Here is a 26,971-nt window from a genome sequence, read left to right as displayed (position 1 = left end):
CGCTTAATACGGGTAAACATATGGATCTTTTGGTGCATCGATTCTCTCCATTTGATCTGGTTTTAGGAGCATCATTCTTTGGCCATTAAAGGAAGTCTCTTCAATCGTGCCAGTCACCTCTACCCATGTATCCGTTTCAAGCGAAGCGATCTTATCGCCCTCAACCATCGTTCCATACACATTGGCATCAGCAACACAGCAGTTCATCCCAAACCTTGCTAAAACAACTTGATTATCTTCAAAACCTGGTTCTCGATAGATAAACCCTTTAATGGTCAATGTTTTTCCAATAAATTGATCTAGGTTAAGATCAATCGTTGTAATGACATCAAGATAATTTTTATCGGTCACATTAATGTGTGTCTTCTTCGAATATTTTTCTGCAAGCTCATCATACTTACTATGATCCATCGAATAGCCGACCATCTCGTCTGACGGTTCATTCTCTTCGTTCTTCACTCGCTCATCCATTTCTTTCAAATAGCCTTCAGGATCTTCAAGAAACGCATCGACATCTTGTGTATTCTTGGAATCTTCAGCAGCAGCTGAGCTACCAGGCGGCTTCGTGTACAAACCTCCACCGTATTGAATCCCTCTATTTGCAGCGACGGAGCTATCGATTACTTTCTGAGGTAATCCTAATCCCCCTACGATTGGTAGGATGAATAACAAATAAATGATCGTCTTCCGAACGAACGACCCTTTCATTTGATGATCAGCACCACAGTTACATTCAATTTCCTCTGCAAGATTCGATGACAAGCTTTTAAAGAACTGAAAGATTCCAATAAGGAAGAAGCATGCCCCACCAAAATACACAAACGGAAGCATCTTCGGGGCGATATACAACTGAATGGTTTCATTCAAGATGAACTTCATAATGAGTAGAGAAAACCCTATCATTATGATCGCTCTTAAAAACATATGAAACTGCAATGATGCGTTATTCTCTCGTTCCAAATCTCTTTCTCCTCTCTCTTATAGTAGAAATTTATCGACCAGCATGATTGAACAAAACGTTACGATTGAAATCGTGATTACTAGGGCTAAAACAAATTTCGTTTTAAAATATGCTAAGTACATAAATAGATTCTTTAAATCTAGCATGGGTCCATAAACAAGAAATGCTAGTAAGGACGTACTAGAAAATTGATTTGAGAATGAGGAAGCTACGAATGCATCTGCTTCTGAACATAGAGATAGGATGAACGCGAATCCCATCATGATCGCAGTTGAACCACCTTCACTAGACGTAAGCGATGCAAGCACATTCCGATCAAGAAACCCGTTTACAACACTCGCTAAAAACGCACCAACGATCAGATATTTGCCCATATCGAAGAATTCGTCACTAGCATGATAAAGAGTTTGTTTCCACTTGCTCCTCTTCATCGTCGTTGTATAGCTTGTCCTTCCAATAAGCTCTTCTTTCGTCCATCTTAATTGATTTGTATTCTTAAAAAGTTGATACATGACAAACCCAATCACAATCGACAGAACAAAGCCAAGACCCATTCGCAAGTAAAGAATCGTAAGGTCATTCTGAAAAGCGTAATACGTAGATGCGGCTACAATTGGGTTTAGAATCGGAGCAGCCATAAGCAAAACCACACCGAATTGAAGCGGCATCCCCTTTTTGATCAATCTTCTTACTACGGGAATAATCGCACATTCACAAACTGGGAATACTGCTCCAAGTAGTGCTGCAGGCACCAAGCCTAAGTAAGCATGTTTAGGCAGCACCTTTTGTAGAAGTTCTTCAGATACAAACGATTGGATAAGTGCCGATACGAATACACCTAGTAAAACGAATGGAACGGCCTCCAACAGAATACTGAGAAATAAAACATTTACGTTTAACCAAGTGTCAGAAACGACGATATCGAAGTAGTCGAGCACCTGGGTATTGAAAAGAAATAACGTGACGAATATGACAAACAAAAGTATCCCAACAAGATCTTTTATACCATTAACGATCCAGCTATTCACAAGCTCAGCTCCCTGTTGCTAACTCTTGTAAACTAGTATTCAATTGTTCAACGTTCAACCCGTCACCAATCAAGATGATCACATTCGACTCTTCTCTACTCTTTATTCGTTCAAAACGTAATTTACCTGAAGAAAACTGAATTAGAAATTGTCCAGGAGTCTCTTTAAATTCTACGATTCCTTTTCCTCTTAAGACCTCTTTCGGTAAATTTTCTACCCATTTATTTAGCTGAATACGATTCAAGGTAGGGACATCTTCTATTTTGATCGAGCGAATCGTAGAGTGGTTATGGCGATGTGGATCCGTTTGTCGTGAATTCAAGTTCGAACGCATATAGCGTTTCTCGAATAGTTCCTCACTATCAATTTCTCCAAAGGATGTTTGGAATACCGGTACATCTTGTTTCAACATGCCGTTGATCTTCTTCTCTACTTTTGAAAGCACTCCGGGTTTTGTAAGATCAACTTTGTTAAGGATAACCATGGTCGCACAAGAGATTTGTTCATGTAGCAGTTTACGTACTTCTTTGTTACTTGAGAAGATGTTTTGGAATTCAAGAAAGCTACTCCCGTCTACTACGCTGATCATTGAATAAAGATCAAAACACTCGATGAATTCTAGACTTAGTAAAGCATCTTCTATATCTCTTGGATTCGCAACGCCCGTCCCTTCTATTAACAGTAAATCAATATCTTCATCTTTAAACGATCTGAGTGTTTCCTTTAAGTCGTCTTGGATCGAACAGCATATACAGCCATTAAGTAACTGCTTGATGTGTTGTCCCTCAAAGTAATCTGCTTCAACATTTTTTTCTCCCAACTCGTTTAAGATGATTCCTGTTTTTAACCCTCTCCTTTTACTCTCTTTAATCATATGTAGAAGAGTCGTGGTCTTCCCGCTCCCCAGGAAACCACTGATCATATACACTGGTAATGTCATTTTATGTATTCCTTTCATTTCATTAATTTTTAACTTTTAACATCATAACATGAATCGTAACGATTTTGATTTGCAAATCGAAATTGTTACGATATTATAACATACAGCACGATCAAGAGGATCTTTATTGATGACATCGGGAACTAGGTAATTGCTAGGATTACTAATGTTCGTAGTTGCTTTAACAGCTAGCGGTGGGTAAGAAAACGGTACTTCTTATACTGTTAAAACTGAAAAGATTACGATTTATACAACGCTGTTTCACATTGAAAGATTTTACAGAGTAAATCAAAGTAAGGTTTATTCCTGTAAGGAAATGCTAGGTTTTTAAACAAACTAAAAGCTAGTGTTCATAAGAAACACTAGCTTAATAACAGTGATCCATTTACCGCTGTCCTTCATTTTCTAAAAAGCTAAGTGAAGGCAGGTCAGCTGCACTCTTCGTACTCACTCGCTGCAACATATATTCAAGGAGGAAAAGATAATCTTGTTGATGATCCGTGTTCTTCGCAACCTCAGATAATTGCTCGAGAATATACAAGCAGTCATTTTCATACAAGCTATAATTATCGAATCCTAATATCGTCTGGCGGGCAAATTCCCACAAATCATGATGGACCTCTTTATCCATCGTTTTACTCATGAGAGCGATCATCGTTAACAGCTCCGTCATAACTGTCGAGTTCTGATTAGCGTACTCACGAATGGAAGCGAAGCCTTTATGAAGGAAATAAGGAAAGTTCTTCTGGTTTAACATGATTCGAAGATCCTCATCCTCATCAAATAGATAAGGAGAGAAGTTTCTCGTCTGCCCGATCGTCTTCAACAAATCAGCGATCTGATGAATTGTATTCGTTGCTGTTAAAGGATCATTATGACCCAACGCCTTGATCGCTACTTCAGCAAGCTTAGTCAATCCATACTCTAAGTCTTGTATTTCAGTTTGCTTGACGCCTACTTCCACATACTTTAAATACCGCTCTGGATGAATACGTTGTCCATATTCCCAATAAGTAAAGAGCGGTGTACCTTCTAATACGAACTCCCCAATTCTTACGTTGAACTTTAATAACACATCATCTTTTTTCGTGTGTTTGATCAGTCTTGAAAAGTCCGCAACTTGCAGGTAGCCAGATTGATTCGCTTTGATTATCTTGCCATCCGTTTCAGATGGAAGAGATTCTGGTTCCTTCTCAAGATGGTATGAACGTAACTCTTTTTCAAGAGATGCCTGAACGGATTTTGACTTGGCATTCATATTAAAGCTAATGTTATGAACCTGCATCCAAGTTGTTGTATGGTTAATAAAATAAATGAATGTCACTGCAGCCGTAATCGCGGTTAAAATAGACAGAACAGGTGTCGCAACAATAAACTCCTCTTCTCCGTGTGTAACGTATAAGAAGTTTAAAAGCACATAGATAAAGCTTCCATTAAAAATACCTAGCACGTGTTGTGTCGCTCGATCGCTAACAAAGTTTACAAGCATTTTGGAAGAAAACTGTCCGCTGAACGTCGTCAGTGCGACGAGTAAGGAGTTGATTGTAAACGCACTTAAGGTCAGTACGCCGCCTACTAGCGCACTTAGAAGCACTTGCAAGGTCTGTCCGCTAAAACCGATTGCGGGTGGCAGATATAAGCTAATATCAATTACATAATCAAGATAAAAGGTGAAGACAGATAAACCGATCGCTCCAAGAATATACCAAAGGGGCATAAACCATAGCGTCGATTTCAACTCAATTTTCCGTTGACGCCTCGACATCTTAAAGTATTTCTTAATGTAGTATAACAACCCCATATAATCACCAATCTACCCTTCAAAGTTTTAAATACTTCTATTTCTACCCTGCACAAAAGTGAATTAACCTGATTTTTTCATATTTCTTTATGAAAAATGAGTAAAATAATAAAACACGACCCCGTTATCCGGAGTCGTGTTTTCGGTATGTTATGGCATGAGATACGTTGCATAGAAACGGGTCATCGCTACTGCAAAGTCACCTTTCGTAACCTCCTTCGTTGGTGCAAAGGAAGCCGTTACAGTTGGCTCTAAATCATATGGACCCTGAGTCACATCAAAATATGCGTTAAGGATGTTTAGATCGAGCGCTAGCTGAACATAGCCTTTTAATTCAGTCGGTACTTCTGAAGCGTCTTCAAGCTGAATTCGCTCACCGTTATACTTAACCGTTATCTGCTCGTTCGTTGATGCCGCTTCTTTTTCTAGACCAAGGCTTTGTACGAGAGAATAAGCAAGCTCTGCTCTTGAAACCGTGCCTTTAGGATTAAAAATTCCATCCGTTCCAAGCATGATACCTGCGTCATCTTGATTTATGTCTTTCAGTGCCGCACCTGTCGCAGTCACAGCTTCTACATAAGCAAGGTCTGTTGAATTCACATCGCTGAAATTATCTCCTGAAGAAGGCAGTGATTGCACAACGCCAGCGCCCATCGTTAAGAATTTCGCAAGGTCGATTCTCTTAAGTTTACTGTCTGGTTTGTAGTTCCCTCTTTTATCAGTGTCTAATAGTCTTTCAGACACACCCGCTTTGATCGCTGATTCTGCAGGGTGTCCACTAACATCATTCAACCCTTTGAATCCATTCGCTTTCTTAAAGGTTAATTCCCCATCGATCGATTCCGGAAGAGCTAATCCATTTAATCCTTGCAGTTCAACTGTCCATGTTCCAGCTTCAGGTGCTGTTACTTGAACAGTGCGATTTGTGTAGAGTGTGAACAAAGCTGAAATTCCTGAGCTATACTCCGTTCCGTCTGGAGACGTGAGCACAAGATTGATCGTATTTCCTGTTTCACCGAGTAATCCCTTTGCATTTGCACGAGCCACAACTTCAGTTGTTCCTTCTTCAACTTTGAAATCATACGTATTGTCATTTGCTGCACTGTAATCAATTGTGAAAGGCTCTCGTTTCACTTCCATATCTACTGATGCGTTAAACGTATTCGTAGCATTTAGTGTTTGGCCGTATTCTTTCGATTGATGAAACGCCTTATCTACCGCTGCATAAGCGTTAGCGTAGCCTGCGCCAACTTCCCAAGCTTCATATCCTGGCATGTTCGTAGCTGTATCTTGAACGATTTGTTTTACTTCGAGTGGAGATAGTTCTGGGTTCGCATCCAATATAAGGGCTACAATCCCTGCCATATGTGGTGCAGCCATCGATGTCCCGCTCATCGTCGTATAATACGGGAGGTATGCTGGCTCAATCATTTCTGCATCTTTATCGGCTGAAAGCCCAGTCGTTGGTGAAATCACACGAGTCGAGATGATGTCTTTTCCTGGGGTCGTGATCGTTGGCTCATCCACCCATTCGAACGTCTCGCCATCTACTGTAACTGTACCGCCTTTCCCTTTCACGCCTCTTGATGAAAAGTCAGCCAAATTACCTTGCTTATCCCCAGCTGCGACCGTGATCACCCATGGTGCTTTTTTGTAATTTCCAGTGATCGTTGACTCAGCGGGCCCTGAGTTACCAGCAGAAAAGACTGTTACGATACCACGATCATATAACTTTTTCGTTGCAATGTTGATTGGATCTTCAGGGTCAAAATCTGTTCCTGAATCACTCGTCGCTCCCCATGAATTTGTGATCACTCGAATGTTGTATTGTGCTTGATGGGTTAACGCGTAGTCAAAACCACCGATCGTATCTAGAATTGCTAAACCAGCTCCAGAGCCATACCCGATTAAGTTCGCCCCAGGTGCCACTCCTTCATGCTTACCTGCTGATTTTGCTCCGTTTCCTCCTACGATACCTGCTACGTGAGTCCCATGCCCAGAATTATTATCCGTGTTTGGTACATCTTCAACGTATGTAACGGGAGCTAGTTCATTTAGAGAATGTAAATTCGTTGAAGCTAGTACATTTTGTACAAGATGATCACCGAACTTAATATCACTATGCGTACCATCCACGCCACTATCGTTTACGACGACGCCAATGTTCTTACCTGATACAGGCAACCCGCCATTCGCTTGCCTCATCGCATCGTCGACTCGGACACGATCGACTCCTGTAAGTGCAGTTGAATCAGCATTCTCATATTCTAGTTTTTCATTAAAATAGATCGAACGCACTTCAGGTTGTTTCGCTAGTTCCGTAATTTGATCGGCAGTTGCGATTACCCCTGCAATCGGTAAGCTTTTAAACGACAACCCTTTTGCAATCCCCAATTGGGTAAGTACATCTAACTGTGATGAAGTGGGTCCCCCGTCGCCGTGAAAGGTGACGATTACTTCCAATCCTGTTAGCTGCTTCTTCATCATCTCTTGAAGCGTTGAGCCGATTGTTGCGTTAGAATCCGTTCCTGTCGCAGACGTTTGTAGCGTCGTGCCAAAAAGCGTAGAAACTACTAATAGGATCGCTAGTAATAGTGACTTTATTTTCATTTTGTTTCCTCCCATTCAGAATATTCTCTTTCTTTTATTATCCTGAATGGGGGACGATTTAGCTATTCCACTTAAGATGTAATTTCCGACCTATAAGGACTATATCCCCATAGTACCAATGGCGTAGTCAAAAAAAGCCTGGTTCTCCTTACGAAAACCTGGCTTTCATGACCGTTATTATGGTAGTGGCACGAGTTGATTTTGCACCGCATGGATAATCGCCTGAGAACGACTTTTCACATTGAGCTTCTTATAGATTTTACTCACATGGATTTTGACGGTTTTATCACTGATAAAAAGCTTTTCACCTATTTCTTTATTGCTCATCCCACTGACGAGACAAATCAATACTTCTTTTTCACGCTCGGTTAGCTCCGTTTGACTTTTAGATTCTTGCTTTTGATTATAGTACCCTAGTAGTTTTTTTGTTAAAGAAGGGTCGATGATGGACTCGCCTTTTGCAACCGTTCGTATTGCTTCTACTACTTGTTCAGAAGGTAGGTCCTTAAGCAGATACCCATCCGCTCCTTCTCGAATGGCTGCCATAAAGTACTCGTCATGACTATGCATCGTTAAGACGAGTACTTTTACATCCGGGTAATCCTTTTTTAAGATGGCAGTCAGTTCGATGCCATTTTTGTCTGGGATGTTGATATCCATAAGCACGACATCAGGATTGCACGCCGAGAGTTGAGTCATCACTTCGTTTCCGTTTACCGCTTCACCGACTACGTTAATATCATCTTCCATTTCGAGAATGTTTTTCATACCATCCCTTAATACAGCGTGATCATCCACTAACAACACGTTGATCATGTTCCATTCCCCCCTCAAGACCTAGCTTCGGTATCGTTAACGTAATTTCCGTTCCTTCATTCTCTTTACTATCGATTTGTAACGAAGCTTCGATCTTCTCTGCTTGTTCATTCATGCTGAGTATACCGAAATGTGGATCCTTCTTTGCTTTGACCATCGCATCTAGAAGAGAAAAGCCTACACCGTTGTCTGTCATCTTCAATAATACATGTTCTTTTTGATAGCTAAGAAGGATCGTTACTTTTGTAGCAGCGGCATGTTTGATCGTATTCTGTACACTTTCCTGAAACGTATCGAACATAACCTTTTCCACCATAGGGCTAAGTGAGATCGGTTTCCCTCTCTCTTCAAACGTAATATTGAGCTTGAAATCTCTCTTAATCACGTCGATCCTTTTAATAATCGCCTGCTTCAAACCGACTCTCTCTGTCTCGTAAGGTCTTAAGGCATAGATCGATTCTCGGATATCCCTTAAGCTAAATCGCAATTTATCAAGGCTATCGAGAATGATCGAATGTGCTTCAGCTGGCTTTTGATAAAATTTTCGGTGAGCTGTCTCAAGCTTCATCACGGCTCCTGCGAGCGACTGTGCTACGCCATCATGGATATCTCGTGCAATCCGGTTTCGTTCTTCGAGCACAGTCCGCTTTTCTTGTTCAAAAATCAGCATCCTCGTTTTAATGACTACAGCAAGCTGGTTCGCAAGCGTCGCAACAGATTGGATGTCTTCTTGCCTGAAACTTTTCGTTCTGCTCCGTGCTACAGCAAACATCCCGAGGGAGTTTCCTTCTAGAATGATCGGAGCAAAAACGAACGAATTCAATCCGCTATTAAAACAGGACGGTAGCAACCCTGATTCTTGTTTTTTATTTTGGTAGACGACAAGATCTTCAATCGATTCAAATTCGGCTACTTCCTGAGCAGTTAGAGGATGATCATGTTGAACCTGTCCATTTTGAAATCGAACGATCCACTCTCCTTCTTCCTTTACCCAAAGAACACTTGCATCGACTTCAATAAATTCATTCAAACTCGTTTTAATAGAATGAACCCAATCCTTTGTTGGCAGCCATTTATTTAATTCCGTAGAGATTGCGAAAAGCGCAGTCATCCGATTTCGCTCAGCTTGAAGTCTTACGATGATCGAGCTTAGTAATGCTAATCCAACTAGCGGAGAGAAAAAGAAGAAGTAAGAAAACACATCGATTACACCTCGGTTTTGATTCCCGATGTAAAACATGATCGCAATATAAACAATTGAAATCAGAGCACTGATGGATTCAGATGTGAATTTTTTTCGCCATAGCTGCACGGTGTACGGCTGAGGACGGATAAGCAAGACAAGATCAACAAGAACGTTATTGATGAAGTAGAAGAACAATGTTAACGCTAAAATATAGCTAAAAGAATAAGGCTCAAACTGAAATTGTTCCAATGCGACCTGAGCAAGAAAAACTGCTCCGATTAAGCTGATGATCAATTGTGAAGGGTTAAAAAATATGATACGTAGCGGCCTTCGTTGGATGATGTTAACGACGATAATACTTAAAGCGTATGTAACGACCGCAAGTGGAAGACCTTCAAGAAGAAAGAGGGTATAGAGGAGTGGAAAACTAAGGGACGTGAACCCCTTCCATATCGCAATTGGAAAATACTCTGTAACAACTATGAAACTAGCAAGTAGGAAAAACACCCACCAATTACTTGGAGGTGACAGTTGAAACACCATCCAACCAAACGCTGCTAATCCAACAACTGATACAAAGTACATAAACCACTTTGCGTATTTTTCTTTTTTCTGAAGATGAGACGTCTGACCCATACCATTCTCCCCACTCTTTAATCTGAATTTTCTATCATATTATGATTTTACACGATTCTCACGACTTAATAAAGAAAACCTTGCTTTACTTCATAAAAGAATAGGAACATAAAATAAACCCGGAACTGGTCAAATGGAGAGACACCACTAACCAATCCCGGGCCAACCCGTATAGAACGGGTTTGTTAATTTCCATTATGTCAGAATGAGGCAAACCAACCTATTCGACAAAGGATATAAATCTGTTAGTACTTAAGTAGTACGGAAGACTTTGATTACAGGATTTTTCTTTCACCGCGGATTCCTTTACAATAAGGGTATTACAGTTCGCAAGGAAAGAGGATTATTATGAGCCATCCTACACACTACATCGAGACATCTAAATATAAATGCAGGCATGTGTACGCACTAGATCCTACAACGATTCCTGTTCTAACAAACTCTCTTTCTTCAGAACAACTTAAAGAAAGACAACTAGAGTACGGACAGTCACTGTCAACGATACGAGAATTCATGCAGAAGCTGATCAGTTTCTTATCGGGGACGCCGACTTATATCGTAACGACAGATGCAGAGGGGCACGTGCTGGATTCATATGGAGATGATAGCATTCAAAGGATGGTCACTACCCTCGGAATAAGGAACGGAATTCAATTTCATGAGGAAGAAGCAGGAACCAACTCTATCATTCTCGCACTGAAGTATGGAGAACCCATCCAGTTGATCGGTGATGATCATTACCATGATTGTTTCCGGAACGTTGCTTGTTTTTCTGTTCCTTTTACAATAAAAAAGGGTGAAACGGCTGGAACGGTCTCGTTGATGACGAGTAAAGATCATGCGTCCGAATTTCACTTAGGGCTCCTCTCATCAGCCGTTGATTCGATCGAAAGAGAAATCAACACACAGAAACAAAACCAAGAACTTCATATAAATAACCAGGTGCTGATGGATACTACTCCACTTGGTATCGTGATTACAAACAAAGACGGCGTCATCAGCAGCTTTAATAAAAGCGCAGAGATGATCACTGGACGAGAGAAAGCATCGGCAGTAGGGGAAATGATTACGATCTTACCAGATATTTCGCCATGCTTCTTGCATGTGCTTAAAGAGCAGGAACCTGTTGAGAATGTCGAAATCACTTTTTCAGAACATCATAAAACCGTATTGTTCGATATTCTCCCTCTCTTTAATGAGGGCATCTTGATCGGTGCTTTCGGACAGTTCAAAGACGTCACTTCTTATATCGAACTTCAAAACCAAGTCGTTCAATCTGAGAAGCTTTCAGCGATTGGGAAGCTGAGTGCGGGATTCGCTCATGAGATTCGAAACCCTCTGACCTCTATCATCGGACTTACAAAGATCCTTGATGTTGATGTACGACAAGCGAAACATATGGAAATCATTAAATCTGAGCTAGAACGAATCGATGATCTCGTGAATGAGTTTGTTCTATATGGAAAGCCAGGTGGAAGTCAGAAGAAAAATTGTGACCTTGTCACGATTATCAGTGACACCGTTAAGCTAATGAGGTGCACTGCTAAGAAACAAAAAGTAAACCTCTACTTTAAGGATCCAGGTGACCATGTTCCTTTATATATAGATCAATCACAGTTCAAACAAGTATTGATCAATCTCATCAATAACTCCATCGACGCGATGTCTGAAGGCGGAGATATTGAGATCGGCCTCACATTCCATGACTCGGAAGTTGTGATTACGATCAATGATGAAGGAAGTGGCATGTCTAAAGAAGAGATCGAAAACTTCGGTATTCCATTTTATAGTACAAAAGATAAAGGCCTAGGGATCGGTCTTTCGATCTGTTCTGATATCGTAAAATCTCACAACGGGACCATTTCCGTCGGTTCTTCTGATGAGACCGGCACTTCCATTCACATTTCAATCCCATACGATGCAAAAAGAAGACCCAACATCAGTTGAGTCTTCTTTCTCTTTATAGAGCTTTTACTAGTCCACCATCGACAACGAACGATTGCCCCGTTACATACGTGTTGGCGTCTGATCCAAGAAAGACGAGCATCTTAGCAAATTCATCAGGCTCCCCATAACGCTTGATCGGAATCGACTGTTCTGTTTGTGCTTTTAATTCTTCTACCGCTACTCCTAGTTTGTCAGCACGTATGCCATCAAGCTGCTCCACTCGTTCAGTCGCAATTCTCCCAGGACCGACAGTGTTTACAAGGATGTTATCCTCTGCATATTCCTGTGATAAGCTTTTCGCTAACCCTACGATTCCTGCTCGAAACGTGTTTGAAAGAATCAAGTTATCCAATGATTGTTTGATAGAAGAAGACGCGATGTTCACGATGCGCCCTCCTCCTGCCTTCTGCATGTGTGGGATTGCTGCTCGAGATGTTCTTACGAAACTCAATAGATTCAATTCGAATGCACTCTGCCAGTCCTCATCCGAAAACTGCTCGAACCCACCAGCTGGAGGGCCTCCAGCATTGTTGATCAAGACATCGATCGAACCGTTTTTCTCAACAGCAACGTTCATGAGGTCTGTGATGTCTTCTGCTTTTTTCACATCACACACGTGATAAGAAACATTTTCATTATGAGTCACTGCAATAATGTCTTCACATGCTTTTTGTAGTTCTTCGCTGTTCCGACTCGATATGATGACACGAGCACCTTCTCTCGCAAAAGCTAGTGCAGTTGCTTTTCCAAGTCCCTTACTAGCAGCCGTAACGACAACCGATTTTCCCTTTAATCCTAAATCCATCGAATCAGTCCTTTCTTAAGCAGATATCGTTTCTTCATTCGCTTTGTTTCTACTAATATTCGTGACCATGACTAAAATAAAGACGATCGCTCCAACCGCATCCGTAATCAGACCAGGGTAGATCAAGAGGATGGCTCCGATTCCTGTAATGAGTCTCATCCAGCCAGAAAGTGATGTGAGGAAATACCCTTCTGCTGTAACTGATAATAAAAACACACCGATGAGTGATGTGATTGCGATCAACAAGATGTTCATCACAGTTGCATCGACCATCAACATTTCATGAGAGAAAACAAACATAAACGGAACGATAAATCCTGCAATCGCTAGCTTCATCGCTTGGAAACCAGTCCTGTTCGGATCTCCTCCACTTATACCAGCCCCTGCAAATGCTGCGAGTGCAACAGGAGGGGTGATGTTCGCAAAGATTCCAAAGTAAAACACAAACATATGCGCAACAAAAATTGCTGTTTCTGGTGATCCAGCCAACTCTCTGAAGAGCGGTAGCTGCAATAAGATCGGTGCGGCCATCGTACTTGTGATGATATACGTTGGAATACTAGGTAGTCCCATACCTAGTATGATCGATGTCACCATAGCAAGAAGAAGCGTAATAACAAGCTGGATCAATGGACTATTGACCATCGAACCGATACTTACGATACTATTTGCGATTTCAAGCGCAACTCCTGTAAGGGATGCGATCCCAACGACGATTCCGACAGCACCACACGCAATCGCGACAGGAACGGTCGTTTTCGCACCTTCTTCTAACGCCTGAACACTATCTACGATGCCAATCTCTTCAGCTTGCAAGTTCAGCATTCGTCTCCACACATTGATGACGAATGGAACCGCAATGATCAACAACAGCTCCCACCAGTCGCCTCGTAAATTCGGGCTACTACTCCCTGAAAGAAGCGCTGTAATCTGTGGTTGGAAGATCAAGAATAATCCTAGTAACGAAATGACCGGAAGCATCCGCTTTGATGCGGAAATCACGACTGTCGCAATGATCGCCCAAAACGCTGCAAAGAACGGTGTTTTTCCTGAGAAAAGCAAGTAAAGCAAGATGAGCATTGGAATGATCAGATGCCCACGTTCTGCGAGCACTTCCTTAACAGTAGGTAATTCTGTCTTCGGTAACCCTTTTAAGCCGCGTTTTGCTGCGCGGAAATGAACTTGAAGCAGTATTCCGATATAGAAAAGAAGCGCGGGGATGATCCCTGCAAGAATGATCTTCGTATAAGGCACATTCAAGTTTTCCGCCATGATGAATGCTGCCGCTCCCATGATCGGAGGTAAGATTTGCCCACCAACACTCGCTGCAGACTCAACAGCTCCAGCAAAGTTCCGGTGATAGCCGATCTTTTTCATCAATGGAATGGTGAAGGCACCTGTCGTTACGACGTTCGCGATCGCTGAACCATTGATCGAACCTAAGAAACCACTCGCAATAACAGCGACTTTTGCTGGGCCACCCTTTGTGTGACCTGCTACAGCTAGCGCAAGATCATTGAAAAGCTGTCCCATCCCAGATCGGCTCAAAAATGCGCCGAAAAGAATAAAGAGAATGATGTAGCTCGCTGATACGCCGATTGCAGTCCCAAGTATTCCTTCTGTTATAAATACAATCTGAGAGATGATTTGCTTCGATACACTGAAGACGACCTGCTCAGTCAACTGTGGATAGATCGATAGCTTTACATGAAACCCGTACACAAGAAACGCGGCACCTAGTAAAGTAAGTCCCCATCCGGTCACCCTTCTCGTAATATCGAATAAAAGAACGATGATCACGATCCCTACGATGAAATCAGTCGTGTTGATCTGTCCTCCAGATTGAATGATTCTTTCCGCGGTAAACAACATATACACACCAGCAGCCATCGCAAGTCCAAACAATATGTAATCGTAGATCGGCGTACCTTTTCCGGCCTTTTTCTTAAGGAATGGATACATGAGGAACCCGAGTGCCATCAACGTATATAAATGAATACTTCGCTGTTGAATATCAACGAGCGACCCTGCATAAGCGGTATAGAGATGAAACAATGCTAAACCAGCTGCTAACACGGTAATCACGACTTTTAGAATTCCGTTATCAGTCGACCGGACGTTGCTCTCGCGGTCGTATTCTTCTACATTTTTCTTATTCACGATCATGCACCTCACCTAACATGTAAGTTTTACTAGCAAAGCTTTTAGTAGATTAAGTTTTTTAACAGTTATGTGAAAGGAACTGTTTGCCTTAAGCTTCTCGCTTTGTCCAGCTACTGTTAATCGGTGTTTCGTCTCGTCACCGGTTCGAATAAACAGGCTATCATCGACCGACTGATCGAGTCCTGTCATGTACACCCAGCCATCTTTGATATACGTCTTTTTACCAGCATGACTGGGTACACCAGCTCCGAAAGTTTTAAACCGAGTATGAGTCACTATAAGTTCTGATCCTTCGACTTTAAAAAATTCCTCCCATTCTTCCTTCTCAACAGAATGGTCCCACCTCACAGAAAAGGTATCTGCAGTGAGAAACACATCGATCACCTCGTTCTCTTCCTCTACTAACAGCACATCTTTTTGAATAGCGAGTAACAGAACGAGAGCTAAAAGGAAGAACAACGTTAGAAAAAGGGGAGCACCTTGACGATGCCCCCGTTTCGTTCTATTCAAGTATTCCTTGTTCCTCATAGAATGCTTTTGCACCTGGATGGAGCGGTGCGATGAGACCTTTGGCGATTTCATCTCGGTCGAGCTGCTTTAGCGCTCCTACAGCGACTTCATCGGTACCAAGGTAGTCATAGTAACGTTTTGTTAGATCTTTTACTGTCTCTTCATCGAGGTCTTTTGAAACGACAATCATATTTTGAATTCCAACAGTGACAACTTCATTATCAAGGTTATATTTTGCTTCGTCACCAGCCGGAATCGTGTAGTCTTTGTAGAACGGATATTTTTCTTTCAGCGCTTCTGCAGTTTCACCTTTGATCTCAACGAACGTGATATCGTTTTGCTGCATAAGATCCGTGATATTACTGTTAGGAACGCCAGAAGTAAAGAATGCTGCATCTAAATTTCCATTCTTCATTTCTTGAACGCTATCCGCATATCCTGTATGCGTTACTTTCGACATATCGTCATACGTTAAATTCACTGCTTCAAGTACTTTCTTTGCACTTTGTTCAACGCCTGAACCGACCTTACCAACACCAACTTTTTTCCCTTTCAAATCTTCGACAGATTCGATACCGCTATCTTCTGTCGCTACGATTTGTACAACGTTTTGGTACATGCCTGCTAGTGCTTGTACATCTACTGTATTGCCTTCAAACTGCCCTTTTCCTTCAACAGCGTCATATGCTACATCACTCATTACGATCGCCATCTGGTTCAATCCATCCTGGATGTTCTGAATGTTTGCTACTGAAGCTCCAGTCGATTCCACGGTAATGTTTCCTATCGAATCACTTTGTTCAAAAATTGGCTTGAGCGCTCCACCAATTGGATAATATGTACCTGACGTGCCTCCCGTACCAAATACGAGAGATTGAGATGAGCCAGAACTTTCACCATTATCCCCACCTGCTGAATTACTGCCACCGCCACAAGCAGAAATAATCATCGCGAGTGCAAGTAACACAATCCCTAAAACTTTTGTTTTCAACATGTACCCCTCCGCTTCTTATATTCTTCATTTATGGTAACGTTTACATTATTAATTTTGAATATTTAGAACATATTGGACATTTTGGTCTTTTTGGTCATAAAAAATAACCAAAGTGAAAATCCCTTTGGCTATCTTATTTAGATAGGCTTACCAACGTATACCGGTTAAGAGGTCTCCCCACACCTCCGTACTGGATTTCGATTTTTACTTGTCCTGACTTCTGCAAGAAATCGAGATAGCGCCTAGCGGTAACTCTAGCGATTCCGACGCCATCAGCAGTTTCTTCAGCCGTAAGTGCGTCTTCTTGCTTTTCCAAATAACGTAATATTTGGCGAAGCGTTTGTTCATTCAATCCCTTTGGAAGTTGTTCACCGCTCGATTTGGACATCGGTTTCCCGTTCGATTTAATCAAGTCCAATTCGTATTGGGAAATTGAACCACTCCCACTTAACTGCTCTTGATACGTTTTAAAATCCTGGAGCGCTTGCCGAAACCTTTCAAATTTGAAAGGCTTGATCAAATAGTCTCGCGCACCATTATGAAGCATGGTTCGAATCGTATCGCGGTCGTTCGCTGCTGTGATGGCGATCACGTCGACACGGCTTCCTTCGTTTCTTAGCTTATTCAACATATCGAGTCCATTTTGCTCAGGCATGTAGACATCGAGCAGGATGAGATCCGGTTTCAAGTCCTTAACAAGTTTCAGGCCTTCCTCACCCGTGCTTGCAACTCCTATGATTGTGAAACCTTCGATCTTTTTAATAAATTGCTTATTCACTTCTTGCACCATCGGATCGTCTTCTATTAATAAAACGCTAATCGTCATCATGCTCACTCCCCTCAGTGCTCATTGGAATAACAATTTCGATACTCGTTCCTTCATCCTCATAAGAAACGAGCTTCATTGTCCCATTTGCCCTCTCAATTGTTCGATTAATAAGGTATAGGCCAAGTCCATTTCCGTCTTTTCCTTTCGTCGAGAACCCTTTTTCCAAAACCCTTGCTTGTATATCGTCTTTCATGCCACACCCATTATCTTCTACTGATAGATAAAGACCATCATCATCACCGATGATACTAAGATGGATCAGTTTATCCTCCCGACTCACTTCATGAAAAGAATAAAAGGCATTTTCGATCAAGTTACCTAAAATCAGGACAAGATCATGACTATCTAATAAAATCGGATTCTTCTTATACACACTATCACGGTCGATTGTGACGTTGATACCGAGCTCTTTCCCTCTTCTAACTTTACTAAGAATCAACCCTGAAATACGAAAGTCATTGATTCTCTTGCTTAGAAAGTTTGAAAGATCTTCATCTTGCTGTGACACATCAAAAACATAGTCGAGTGCTTTTTCCTTTTCATCAAGCTGAATCAAACCTGCAATCGTATGGAGACGGTTCAGGGACTCGTGATTTTGCACTCGCAATGCCTCAACGAAATTCTTAACACCCGTTAACTCTTCTGCCATCGCCGCCACTTCCGTTCGATCTTGAAAAACGGCTACGCCACCAACTTCAATACCCTCTACAATGATCGGTACCTTACTGATCAACAATACTTTCTGACCAACCGTCGTCTCTTCATTTTCAAAGCGATCCTTGCTTTTTAAGATCGAAAGGAGCTTCCCCTTTATAACTTCCTCCACTGGCAGGTCAGTCACTTCCTCAGCGATGTCTAAAATCCTCTTTGCTTTATCATTGAAGATCATAATCTTTCCATTTAAATCGATCGCGATGACGCCTTCGTTCATCGCCTCAAATGTTGCCGTCCGCTCAACGAGAAGCCTCGATATCTCATGTGGCTCAAGCTGAAAGGTTTCTTGCTTAATTCTTCTTGCCAAAAGCCAAGAACCGACACTTCCAAACCCAAGTGCGAGTAAGGCGATAAGTGCAAGTTCAGATTTTATACTAGAAAGGACCGTTACGAGATTCGGCATGATGTTACCGACAATCACAACACCGATCTGTTCATGTTCGGCATTCATGATCGGTACGAACGATCGTATGGAAACGCCGAGTTCACCTTTTGCTTTTGAAACATAACTGTGTTCAGCAAACGCCGCACCTTCATCTTTTCCAGAAGATACGGTTCCAAGCTTTTCTTCAACTGGATGGGAATATCGGATACGGTTCAAATTAAGCACCACGATATAGTCTGAGCCATTGATCGTCCTGACTCTATTCACGATCGGGTTGAGTGTTTCCCATCCTTCACTTTGTACGAGAGATTGCTGCACTTCTGGGAGATTCGCAACCGTACGTCCTGTGATCAGACCTCTTTCTCCCAGTCTCTCTTCTGTCTGGTCGTACAACTTTCCAGCTGCAATCACTCCTGCAATAATGATCGAAAAGAAAACGACGCCAAACGAAAAGATCATGATTTTCCACTTTATCGATATAACCCTTCTCATAACTGAACGTCCTTCCAAAGTCTCTAGCTCAAATGCTAGTAACACCTCGTTTCATTCTCGCTATCTATGATAAACTATTGGAAACGCTTGCGAAACAGGGGATACTATGAAGACAGTTGCAATCATCACAACATTTGTTTTGGCTGGCATACTTACTGCGTTTTACCTTGGCTTTAGTCCGGGTGAAACGACAAGAATACTAGAGTACGATGATGAACAAGAAGGTTTAGAAGAGCAGTTGGTTATTCGATTTAGCCATGTAGCTGCCGAGAACACGCCAAAAGGGATGGCAGCACGTGATTTTGCCAACCGCATTCAAGCCAAAACAAATAATGAGATAAAAGTTGAAATCTACTCAAATGGAGAACTCTATCAAGATCAAAATGAGTGGGAAGCTGTTACGAATGGGAACGTAGAAATGATCGCCCCAGCCACTTCTAAACTCTCAACTCGTTTTCCAAACTGGCAAGTGCTCGACTTACCCTACGCTTTTAAAGGGTATGATGCTGTCCAAGATGCCTACGAAGGTAAGATTGGGCAAGCACTACTTGACGACCTAAAGGGAACGAATGTGAAGGGACTAGGCTTCTGGTATAACGGCTTCAAACAGTTTACAAACAACAAGCACCCGATTCGTTTACCGAGTGATATGGATCAGCTTCATTTCAGAGTGATGCCTGGACCTGTTATCAAATCTCAGTTTGAAGCATTGAACGCAAGTACGAGTGAACTTTCTTTTAATAAAACATACCGAAACCTCGAAGTCGGCTTCGTAGATGGTCAGGAAAATACCATTTCGAACATCTATTCTAAGAAATTTTATAAGAAACAAGCATACATGACACTAAGTAACCATGCTTATCTCGGCTATGCTGTCGTCATCCATGAAGACTTCTGGGAAAAGCTATCGAAAAGTCAGCAGGTATCTTTTGAAGAAGCTATGGAAGAAACGACTAACTGGGTCAGAAGACATTCGATTGAAATCAATGACGCGCATATTCGAGAAATCAAGCGCTCTTCAGATATAGAACTCGATGTATTGACGACAGAGGAAGTAAAAAGGTGGCGGGACGTATTTAAACCCGTTTATAACGAGGCTGAACAGGAAATCTCGAACAACATAATAGAAGAACTAGAGGGGATTCAAAGCAACTATTCACACCAGTAAGGAGGGAACTTAATGAATACGATTTTCGTCGCAGGTCATTCGAAGCTTCCGGGGGGAATGGCCGCTAACAATATATCAGATACGTTAACGCTCACACTCGAAGTAGATAAACATTACGGGGTGATCGTGGATGCTTCCTGTACACTGATGACCGAGCACAGCAAACAATTTGTAAGGCAGCTGTTAAAAGGCTTCAGTTTAAAAGATGGCATCGAAGAACCATTAACTCAGTTGAGAGAAGGGTACCTTGGCAAAGCGGGAAATGCCCTTTCAGCAGCATTGAAGGATGCACATAAACAGTATGAAATGTATCCTGAAGCGTTAAATAAATGATGGATGATACGGCAGATCAGTCTAACGACTATCTGCCGTTTTTCTTAGAGAATAAAGGGATCTTGCAACTTCAGCTGGCTTTACATCGAGACCATTGAGCTCATTAAGTTCGATCCACACCGGTTCATACGTGCCTCGATCCGTTTCTTTGAGCTGATATTCTTCGCCCATTCCTGTTCCAAACTCTCCACCAACAAGCTGAGCAAGATAATAGTATTGCTTCCCATTAAAATCAACTTCTGCATAAAGGTCTGTTAACGATACAGTAACACCTAACTCTTCATGAACCTCTCGAATCGCAGCTTGTTCTTTCGATTCTCCTTTTTCTACTCCTCCACCAGGAAAAACGTAATAGACGTCTCCATTCCTCACCCTTTTAATTAACGCTACCCGATCGTCCTCGAGGATGATAGCAGCAGATCTCGTTCTCATATTCTTCCCTTGCGATCATTCGTTTTTCGCATACGATTTCTCAGGTCGATGGCCTCTCTTCAATTCTCGGATCGTAAGACCAAAATCCATTTGTAAATGAGGATAATCTTTGAAAGACGACCAGTCTCCACCCCACTCGAAGCCAAGGTCTTTCCCGATTGCTACAACTTCCATCCAATCAGACTCTCCATTGTCATTATCATCTCGCTTCATATCCCAAACCACATCACCGTTATCAAGCTTCAGGGCAAAATCGATCGCTAAACCGTAGTTGTGGTATGATCCGCCTCCAGCCACATTCGTTACAATGTTACCTTCGGTGGATCTCCCTTTCTCATACAGTTTATTTTGCTCTTCACTCGAACGATGACCGTCTGTGATGACAACTTCGATCCCCTTTTTCGCAGACCTCGCAATCAGCTCATTCTTCGCTTCCTCGACTTCTGGATGCAGTTCGTCCGGAAGTGGAACATCCTTATTAACTAGTACTCTACTAGTATCAACATAATTAGATAGTAGATAGTTACCGACTAATCCTATACATAACAACACGAGAAACGTGCTGGTAAATTTCGATAATAGTTTCACGCTTACACCCGCTCCTCTCCCGTCTCTCTATTTTAGCAGGAAAACGCAATAAGAAGAGGAGCGTTTGCTCACATGTACCACATTCGTCACTTCTTCTCCACGAACCGTGTAAGCAACTGATCAGTCGTCATCACCGTTGCAAATTCTTCATGAATCGTTGCAAGCGAAACAGAATGAACGGTTTCTGGATCAACATAGTTTTCATCTTGATCATAGATTCCATAGGCAGCCATTGCATCTGAAACAACAGACGTGTGGAATCCTAGATTACCGCTCATACGTGCTGTTGTTGAAACGCAGTGAGGTGTCGTTAATCCAACGATTACCACTTCACTAATCTTCCTATCATGAAGGTACTCTTCTAAACCTGTTCCTATAAAAGCACTGTTCACTGTCTTCGTAAAGATTTGTTCTCCTCTCATCGGTTTAACAGATTCTTTTATCACGAACCCTTCTTGTTTGTGATAGAAAACAGACTGCGGATTATTTGATAGATGTTGGATGAAGATAACCTCCTCCCCCTGCTTTCGCCAATAATCGATGATCGTCGCCATCTTTTCCTCTGCATCATGATTGTTTCGTTCTCCCCATTTTTCGTTAAAAAATGCTTTCTGAACATCTACAACTAGTAATGCTTTCATCACGAACGCCTCCTTATACCCTAATTTACTAAAAATGAAATGACACGACCGACCCTCTTACTAAAAGCTTCATATGTATGTCCCCCACCCTCGACTGGATGGAATTCAACTTGTATTCCCTTCTCCTTTAGCAGCGTACTCACCTTTTGATTAGTCTCAAAAAATACGGAATTGAGCTGCTCATCACTCGATTCATCCTTCCCACAATCGAGGTATAGTTTCTCTACCTTCGATAAGTCTGTCGTTTCGATGAATCGTTCGATCTCCTCCTGATTCCGAAAGAAAGCAGAAGAGATCGCTGCACCTCTAGAGAAAACATGTGGATATCGACAAACGGCATACACTGTCAACAACCCTCCAAGAGATATCCCTGCCATGGCGGAACGGTCGAGCGTTCGATACGTTCGATCGATATATGGCTTCAACTCGTTTACGATAAAATCAATATACTCGATGCCTTTAACATCCGAGATAGGCTCTCTAGCAGTCACCTGCCTACTCAACTCTCCAGTAGGAAACGGACAATATTCTCTCATACGCTCTTCACCAGAATCGATCGCAACAACGATAATAGGTAGCTTTTCCTTATCGAGATATTCTCTTAATCGGAGCGACCTCCCTCCTACTGCTTCACGATCATGAAAAACGTTCTGACCATCATGCATATAGATGACAGGGTAACGAATATCTGTCTCATCGTAGTCGTTTGGTATATAGAGTCTTACCCTTCTTTTTTCATTAAACACTGGGATGAATAGACTGAATTCCCTCATCATGCTTTACCACTCGCTTCCAACAAGTTTTACACTTTATAGCTTTTCGGTAAGTCGTCTGTAATTCCTTTTTCGAAAAGAAAAACTGCTGAGTCTTTCTCAGCAGCATCATTCTTACATATACATTTTTGTAGTTACGACACTCGGAACTTTGTTCGCAATGACCTTACCAATTTCGAGTGAAGCGGTCGCAGCCGGTGAAGGGGCATTGCACACATGAATTGAGCGCTTACCTGGAAAGACGAAAAAGTCATCAACAAGCTTTCCATCTTTTAAGAGGGCTTGAGCTCGAACACCAGAATGGGTCGGAACCACATCATCTTCCTCGATTTCTGGAACGAGCCGCTGTAGGCTCTTCACAAATGATTTCTTGTGAAAGGAGCGCTTCATCTCTTTCATTCCTTCTTTAAGATTACTAGCCGCCATTCTCCAAAACCCTTCGAAAGACAGGACGTCAACCGTATCTTTCATATCAAAGGCCAATTTGTGATAGCCTTCTCTCTTTAAACTAAGAACTGCGTTCGGGCCTGCGTGAATGCCACCGCCCATCATTCTTGTCAGATGTACGCCAAGAAACGGAAACTCTGGATTTGGCACAGGGTAGATCAAATTTTTCACGAGATAGCTTTTCTCTTTTTTAACTTCGTAGTATTCTCCTCTGAACGGAACAATCTTAACATCCGTATACATGCCTGCGAGTTTCGCCATTCGGTCACTATGAAGTCCCGCGCAGTTCACGAGATAACGAGTCTTTAAGGTACCTCGAGTAGTATCTACCACTGCTTCGTTCTCATCTTCCTCGATGTTTGTCACCTTCGTACTTGAAAGGAGGTCGACACCTCGATCACCTAATAGGTCCGCTAGCTTTTCAGTCACCTTCTGATAATCAACGATCCCTGTAGAAGGAACCCGGATTCCTTCTACACCGTTAACGTGAGGTTCTATTTCTAGTAATTCACTTTTCGATAGTTTCCTAACAGCTAAATCATTCTTAAGGCCGCGCTTGTAAAGATTGGTTAAGTTTTCTTTCTCCGTATCATCTACTGCGACGATTACTTTACCGCAAACCTCATGCGGAATCCCATACTCCTGGCAAAAATGAACCATCGACTGGCTGCCTTTTCTCGCGAGCTCTGCTTTCAAACTACCTGGCTTATAATAGATTCCAGAATGAATCACACCACTGTTCCTGCCCGTCTGATGGCTTGCCCACTGTTTTTCCTTCTCTACAACTGCCATCCTGGCTTGTGGATACTTTTGATGAAGAGAAAGAGCTGTCGATAATCCGACGATGCCCCCTCCTATAACGAGATAATCATACATCCTCATGTCCCCTTCTTTTATGCAAATCGACCTCGCTGGCGAAGAAGTTCACGATGAAGCGCAGGATTCTCTTCGAACGCTTCTCTTCCGTGAAGCCAGAAATGGTTGTTCAACATCACGAGCTTTCCTTCAGGCAGATCGACACCTTTTGTTTCTGAAGACTTCTCCATCGAGGAAGAAAGATCCTTCAAATAAGTCGCTTCTTCAATGCTTGAAGGATGAACAAATTGATCGATGAAACACATGCAAGGCTCATTGTTCCTTTCATAAAACGTTGTTCGAAATACCTCTTTAATAACGTTTTTACTAGGCGGTGCCTTGTAGACGAGCTTCTGAGTCGCAAGTGGATGATTGTAGAAATGGTCAAGATCTTCCCAGTCATCAAGGTGGAGCAAACGGGATCTTCCTCCGACTGCATGTTCTTCTCCAAACTTCATCATCAGGAGCCAGTCTGTCGCTTCATCAACATACGTGCCATCCGTATGAAGCGTGAACAGACGGTACGCCTGACGCAGGTAAGAATCGCTATCATCCGTATGCTTCACTGAAAAGCGAGCATAGTAATTTCCAGACATCGCGTCGAAGTTCGGAATTCCGACGAGGTGGGAAAAAGCAGTAGAGAACTTCACATACTCTTCCGTGTCTTCCGTATACCCACCGACGCCAACCGTAAAGCCACCTGTGGATCGATCGTGAAGGATGCCCCTCACTGTTTTCTGGAAGTTTTCATCAAGCAGCTTAACGAGCTTATCAGTCATAATAAACCGCATATAAGGAATATAATCGAGCTGTTGACTACTGATCGTTTTCACTTCTTCAAAGAACCGCGCCAGCACCTCTCGATCGAGTTCGATCTCGTACATTCGCCCATGATCTAAAGAGGGCTTAATTTCATACCCATTCCCTTTGATCGTCTTTCGTTCCAATTTCGTCTCAATCATTTCGAACCTCTCCCTTTTTAGAAATTAAAAAAAGCCAGCATACGTCTCCCGATAATTCGAGATCGATACACTGGCTTGTAATCACGAGATAGCTCATGTAGGAGCTTTAGTAATTTACGCAGTATTGTTCTTTTTTCCTATTCCCTTTCCTCCGGATTTTGAAAGGGGGATACCTTTCTAAATGGAGGCTTCTCATTCAGATTACAACAGTTAGAATTTTCCGTCAATGAAAAAGTATTAAGGGTGGTTTTACAACAAGCTAAAAACGCAAAGCTTCTAGCTTTGCGTTCTCAACATGATTATTTCTCTACTCTGTCTCCTTCTTTCTCCCATGCAGCAAAACCACCGCTATAGTTCAAGATATCTTTAAACCCAAGTGATTGTAACAAGCTCGTTCCAATCGCAGAACGTGTACCTGATTGACAATGTACGACGAGCGTTTTATCTTCAGGGATGTCTTCAACTTGGTCTTCGATATAACCAAGCATATGGTGTCCTGCTCCAGGAATATGGCCTTGGTTATACTCGTTCTCTTTTCGGATATCAACCACATAGACATCTTCTTTTTCATATACATCCTTCAACTCTTCAGTTGAGATGAACGTGTATCCTTCAAGATCATTCCATTGAGATAGAATGTCCGGACTTGCGTACGCTTTGATCTTATCGATTCCGATCGAATGAAGCGATGTAACAACGTCTTCTTTCATATCATCGTTTGCGACCAATATGAGGTCTTTATCGTAGTCGAGCACCCAGCCGGACCAGTTCGTAAATGCTTTATTGTATGGTAAATTGATTGCACCTTCAATATGACCTTCTGCAAAGTCTTTTGCTGGACGAGTATCAACGATCGTTGTGTTTTCTTGCTCAGCAAATGCTTTAAACTCCTCGGCATTGTTGACCTTCTGAAGCTCCTCATCAGATAACACTGCAGGACCTTCCTTATTTACTTTCTTCATAACAGAAAAATACGTCGGTGGTTCTGGCTGTTCATTCAAGAGTTCTTTTCGGAATGTTTCTTCATTCTCTTCCTTCAATGCCCAGTTATTTCGAAGCTCATAGCCGACTGTTGATTGTGGCACCGCACCGAGTGATTTACCGCATGCACTTCCAGCACCATGTCCCGGCCATACCATAAGAAACTCAGGTAGCTCTTTAAACGTTTGGAGTGATTTGAACATCTCCTTTGCACCTTTTTCAGCTGTTCCTTCTTGTCCAGCTGATTTTTCAAGCAAGTCAGGACGTCCAATATCACCAACAAAGACAAAGTCTCCTGTGAATACACCCATCGGTACGTCTGAGCCTCCGCCACGATCTGTCAGCATGAACGAAATACTTTCAGGAGTATGTCCTGGGGTATGCATTACCTTAAGTTCGATATTTCCTACATTAATGATGGATCCATCTTTCACTAAATCCACATTTAATCCTTGAAGATACTCATACTTTGCGTCTTGATCACCTTCATCAGATAAATACAATTTCACATCATGCTTCTCTGCAAGCTGACGTGCACCAGATACGAAATCAGCATGAATGTGTGTTTCGGCTGCAGCGGCTAAATGGAAACCTTCTTTTTTTGCTACTTCTATATAAGGGGTCACATCTCGAGCCGGGTCGATCACAAGTGCTTCGCCTGTTCGTTGACAACCGATCAAATAAGAATATTGTGCTAGCTTTTCATCAAAGAATGTGCGTAGATACATTTCGTAACCCTCCAAATACAATAAATAAATTACCCCTATGGGTATGTAAAACCATCATATCTACTCTTTATCTTTTTATCAAGTATATTGTTTTATACCCCCTACACCATTCTTTATAACATCTCTATATCCTTCAAGAAATACTCATTCTTCGTCTATCCGCGCAAAACTTATTTGGTTCACGAAACCCTACTAAATAATCACGAAAAGTAAGTAAATTCATCACGATTATAATGCAAACTTATA

At 42.1% G+C, this 26,971-nt stretch carries 23 protein-coding genes; 3 read left to right on the top strand and 20 right to left on the bottom strand.

Going from position 1 to position 26,971, the window contains the following annotated elements; translation table 11 throughout:
* Positions 1 to 3: 3 nt before the first annotated feature.
* From PFZ69_RS09030 to PFZ69_RS09000, 7 genes are all read right to left on the bottom strand, one after another.
* The gene (locus PFZ69_RS09030) at positions 4 to 960 is read right to left on the bottom strand and encodes a TIGR03943 family putative permease subunit (protein ID WP_270180750.1); all 957 of its coding nucleotides are present in this window, start codon (positions 958 to 960) and stop codon (positions 4 to 6) included.
* Positions 961 to 978: 18 nt separating this feature from the next.
* Complete coding sequence (locus tag PFZ69_RS09025; protein WP_270180749.1) at positions 979 to 1,989, bottom strand: permease; 1,011 nt, start codon at positions 1,987 to 1,989, stop codon at positions 979 to 981.
* A gap of 4 nt (positions 1,990 to 1,993) precedes the next feature.
* Positions 1,994 to 2,929: a CobW family GTP-binding protein gene (locus PFZ69_RS09020; RefSeq protein ID WP_270180748.1), complete on the bottom strand. Its 936-nt coding sequence runs from the start codon at positions 2,927 to 2,929 to the stop codon at positions 1,994 to 1,996.
* Between the two features lie 385 nt (positions 2,930 to 3,314).
* Positions 3,315 to 4,730: a DUF2254 domain-containing protein gene (locus PFZ69_RS09015; protein WP_270180747.1), complete on the bottom strand. Its 1,416-nt coding sequence runs from the start codon at positions 4,728 to 4,730 to the stop codon at positions 3,315 to 3,317.
* A 150-nt stretch (positions 4,731 to 4,880) separates the two neighbouring features.
* A complete protein-coding gene (locus PFZ69_RS09010) occupies positions 4,881 to 7,340 on the bottom strand; it encodes a S8 family serine peptidase (RefSeq protein ID WP_270180746.1) in 2,460 nt (819 codons plus the stop codon).
* Between the two features lie 177 nt (positions 7,341 to 7,517).
* Complete coding sequence (locus PFZ69_RS09005) at positions 7,518 to 8,156, bottom strand: response regulator (RefSeq protein WP_270180745.1); 639 nt, start codon at positions 8,154 to 8,156, stop codon at positions 7,518 to 7,520.
* On the bottom strand, positions 8,131 to 9,978 hold the full coding sequence (locus PFZ69_RS09000) for a histidine kinase (protein WP_270180744.1): 1,848 nt from the start codon (positions 9,976 to 9,978) through the stop codon (positions 8,131 to 8,133). The genes PFZ69_RS09005 and PFZ69_RS09000 overlap by 26 nt, the downstream gene beginning before the upstream one ends.
* A 348-nt stretch (positions 9,979 to 10,326) precedes the next feature.
* Here PFZ69_RS09000 and PFZ69_RS08995 point away from each other — a divergent pair, with 348 nt between their 5' ends.
* A complete protein-coding gene (locus PFZ69_RS08995; protein ID WP_270180743.1) occupies positions 10,327 to 11,925 on the top strand; it encodes an ATP-binding protein in 1,599 nt (532 codons plus the stop codon).
* A gap of 13 nt (positions 11,926 to 11,938) precedes the next feature.
* Here PFZ69_RS08995 and PFZ69_RS08990 read toward each other — a convergent pair whose 3' ends face one another.
* The 6 genes from PFZ69_RS08990 to PFZ69_RS08965 form a co-directional block, all read right to left on the bottom strand.
* Positions 11,939 to 12,730, bottom strand: a complete 792-nt coding sequence (locus PFZ69_RS08990) for an SDR family oxidoreductase (protein ID WP_270180742.1) — start codon at positions 12,728 to 12,730, stop codon at positions 11,939 to 11,941.
* Between the two features lie 15 nt (positions 12,731 to 12,745).
* Positions 12,746 to 14,890, bottom strand: a complete 2,145-nt coding sequence (locus tag PFZ69_RS08985) for a TRAP transporter permease (RefSeq protein WP_442865137.1) — start codon at positions 14,888 to 14,890, stop codon at positions 12,746 to 12,748.
* A gap of 15 nt (positions 14,891 to 14,905) precedes the next feature.
* The gene (locus tag PFZ69_RS08980) at positions 14,906 to 15,403 is read right to left on the bottom strand and encodes a DUF1850 domain-containing protein (RefSeq protein WP_270180740.1); all 498 of its coding nucleotides are present in this window, start codon (positions 15,401 to 15,403) and stop codon (positions 14,906 to 14,908) included.
* A complete protein-coding gene (locus tag PFZ69_RS08975; RefSeq protein WP_270180739.1) occupies positions 15,396 to 16,397 on the bottom strand; it encodes a TAXI family TRAP transporter solute-binding subunit in 1,002 nt (333 codons plus the stop codon). The genes PFZ69_RS08980 and PFZ69_RS08975 overlap by 8 nt, the downstream gene beginning before the upstream one ends.
* Before the next feature lie 133 nt (positions 16,398 to 16,530).
* Complete coding sequence (locus PFZ69_RS08970) at positions 16,531 to 17,223, bottom strand: response regulator (RefSeq protein WP_270182005.1); 693 nt, start codon at positions 17,221 to 17,223, stop codon at positions 16,531 to 16,533.
* A complete protein-coding gene (locus PFZ69_RS08965; protein ID WP_270180738.1) occupies positions 17,213 to 18,817 on the bottom strand; it encodes an ATP-binding protein in 1,605 nt (534 codons plus the stop codon). Before PFZ69_RS08965 ends, PFZ69_RS08970 begins: the two co-directional genes overlap by 11 nt.
* 106 nt (positions 18,818 to 18,923) lie before the next feature.
* Here PFZ69_RS08965 and PFZ69_RS08960 point away from each other — a divergent pair, with 106 nt between their 5' ends.
* Positions 18,924 to 19,985: a DctP family TRAP transporter solute-binding subunit gene (locus tag PFZ69_RS08960; RefSeq protein WP_270180737.1), complete on the top strand. Its 1,062-nt coding sequence runs from the start codon at positions 18,924 to 18,926 to the stop codon at positions 19,983 to 19,985.
* A gap of 12 nt (positions 19,986 to 19,997) precedes the next feature.
* Positions 19,998 to 20,318 carry a DUF3870 domain-containing protein gene (locus tag PFZ69_RS08955; protein ID WP_270180736.1) on the top strand — a complete coding sequence of 107 codons (321 nt, stop codon included), beginning with the start codon at positions 19,998 to 20,000 and terminating at the stop codon, positions 20,316 to 20,318.
* A gap of 21 nt (positions 20,319 to 20,339) precedes the next feature.
* On the opposite strand, the gene PFZ69_RS08950 is transcribed toward PFZ69_RS08955, so the two are convergent.
* The 7 genes from PFZ69_RS08950 to PFZ69_RS08920 form a co-directional block, all read right to left on the bottom strand.
* A complete protein-coding gene (locus tag PFZ69_RS08950; RefSeq protein ID WP_270180735.1) occupies positions 20,340 to 20,750 on the bottom strand; it encodes an NUDIX hydrolase in 411 nt (136 codons plus the stop codon).
* Positions 20,751 to 20,765: 15 nt separating this feature from the next.
* Positions 20,766 to 21,338: a M15 family metallopeptidase gene (locus tag PFZ69_RS08945; protein ID WP_270180734.1), complete on the bottom strand. Its 573-nt coding sequence runs from the start codon at positions 21,336 to 21,338 to the stop codon at positions 20,766 to 20,768.
* 86 nt (positions 21,339 to 21,424) lie between these two features.
* Positions 21,425 to 21,979 (bottom strand): cysteine hydrolase family protein, encoded by a 555-nt coding sequence (locus PFZ69_RS08940; protein ID WP_270180733.1) that lies wholly within the window; start codon positions 21,977 to 21,979, stop codon positions 21,425 to 21,427.
* 20 nt (positions 21,980 to 21,999) lie between these two features.
* Positions 22,000 to 22,755, bottom strand: a complete 756-nt coding sequence (locus PFZ69_RS08935; protein ID WP_270180732.1) for an alpha/beta hydrolase — start codon at positions 22,753 to 22,755, stop codon at positions 22,000 to 22,002.
* 111 nt (positions 22,756 to 22,866) lie between these two features.
* A complete protein-coding gene (gene lhgO / locus PFZ69_RS08930; RefSeq protein WP_270180731.1) occupies positions 22,867 to 24,075 on the bottom strand; it encodes an L-2-hydroxyglutarate oxidase in 1,209 nt (402 codons plus the stop codon).
* A 17-nt stretch (positions 24,076 to 24,092) separates the two neighbouring features.
* A complete protein-coding gene (glaH, locus tag PFZ69_RS08925) occupies positions 24,093 to 25,016 on the bottom strand; it encodes a glutarate dioxygenase GlaH (RefSeq protein ID WP_270180730.1) in 924 nt (307 codons plus the stop codon).
* A gap of 299 nt (positions 25,017 to 25,315) precedes the next feature.
* On the bottom strand, positions 25,316 to 26,725 hold the full coding sequence (locus PFZ69_RS08920; RefSeq protein ID WP_270180729.1) for an MBL fold metallo-hydrolase: 1,410 nt from the start codon (positions 26,723 to 26,725) through the stop codon (positions 25,316 to 25,318).
* Positions 26,726 to 26,971 lie beyond the last annotated feature (246 nt).

It is taken from the genome of Alkalihalobacillus sp. CinArs1 (genome assembly GCF_947387515.1).
In the GTDB taxonomy this organism is placed as follows: Bacteria; Bacillota; Bacilli; order Bacillales; family Guptibacillaceae; genus Guptibacillus.
Note: the sequence above shows the minus strand (reverse complement) of the source record. Positions and strands in the feature narration are given on the sequence as shown.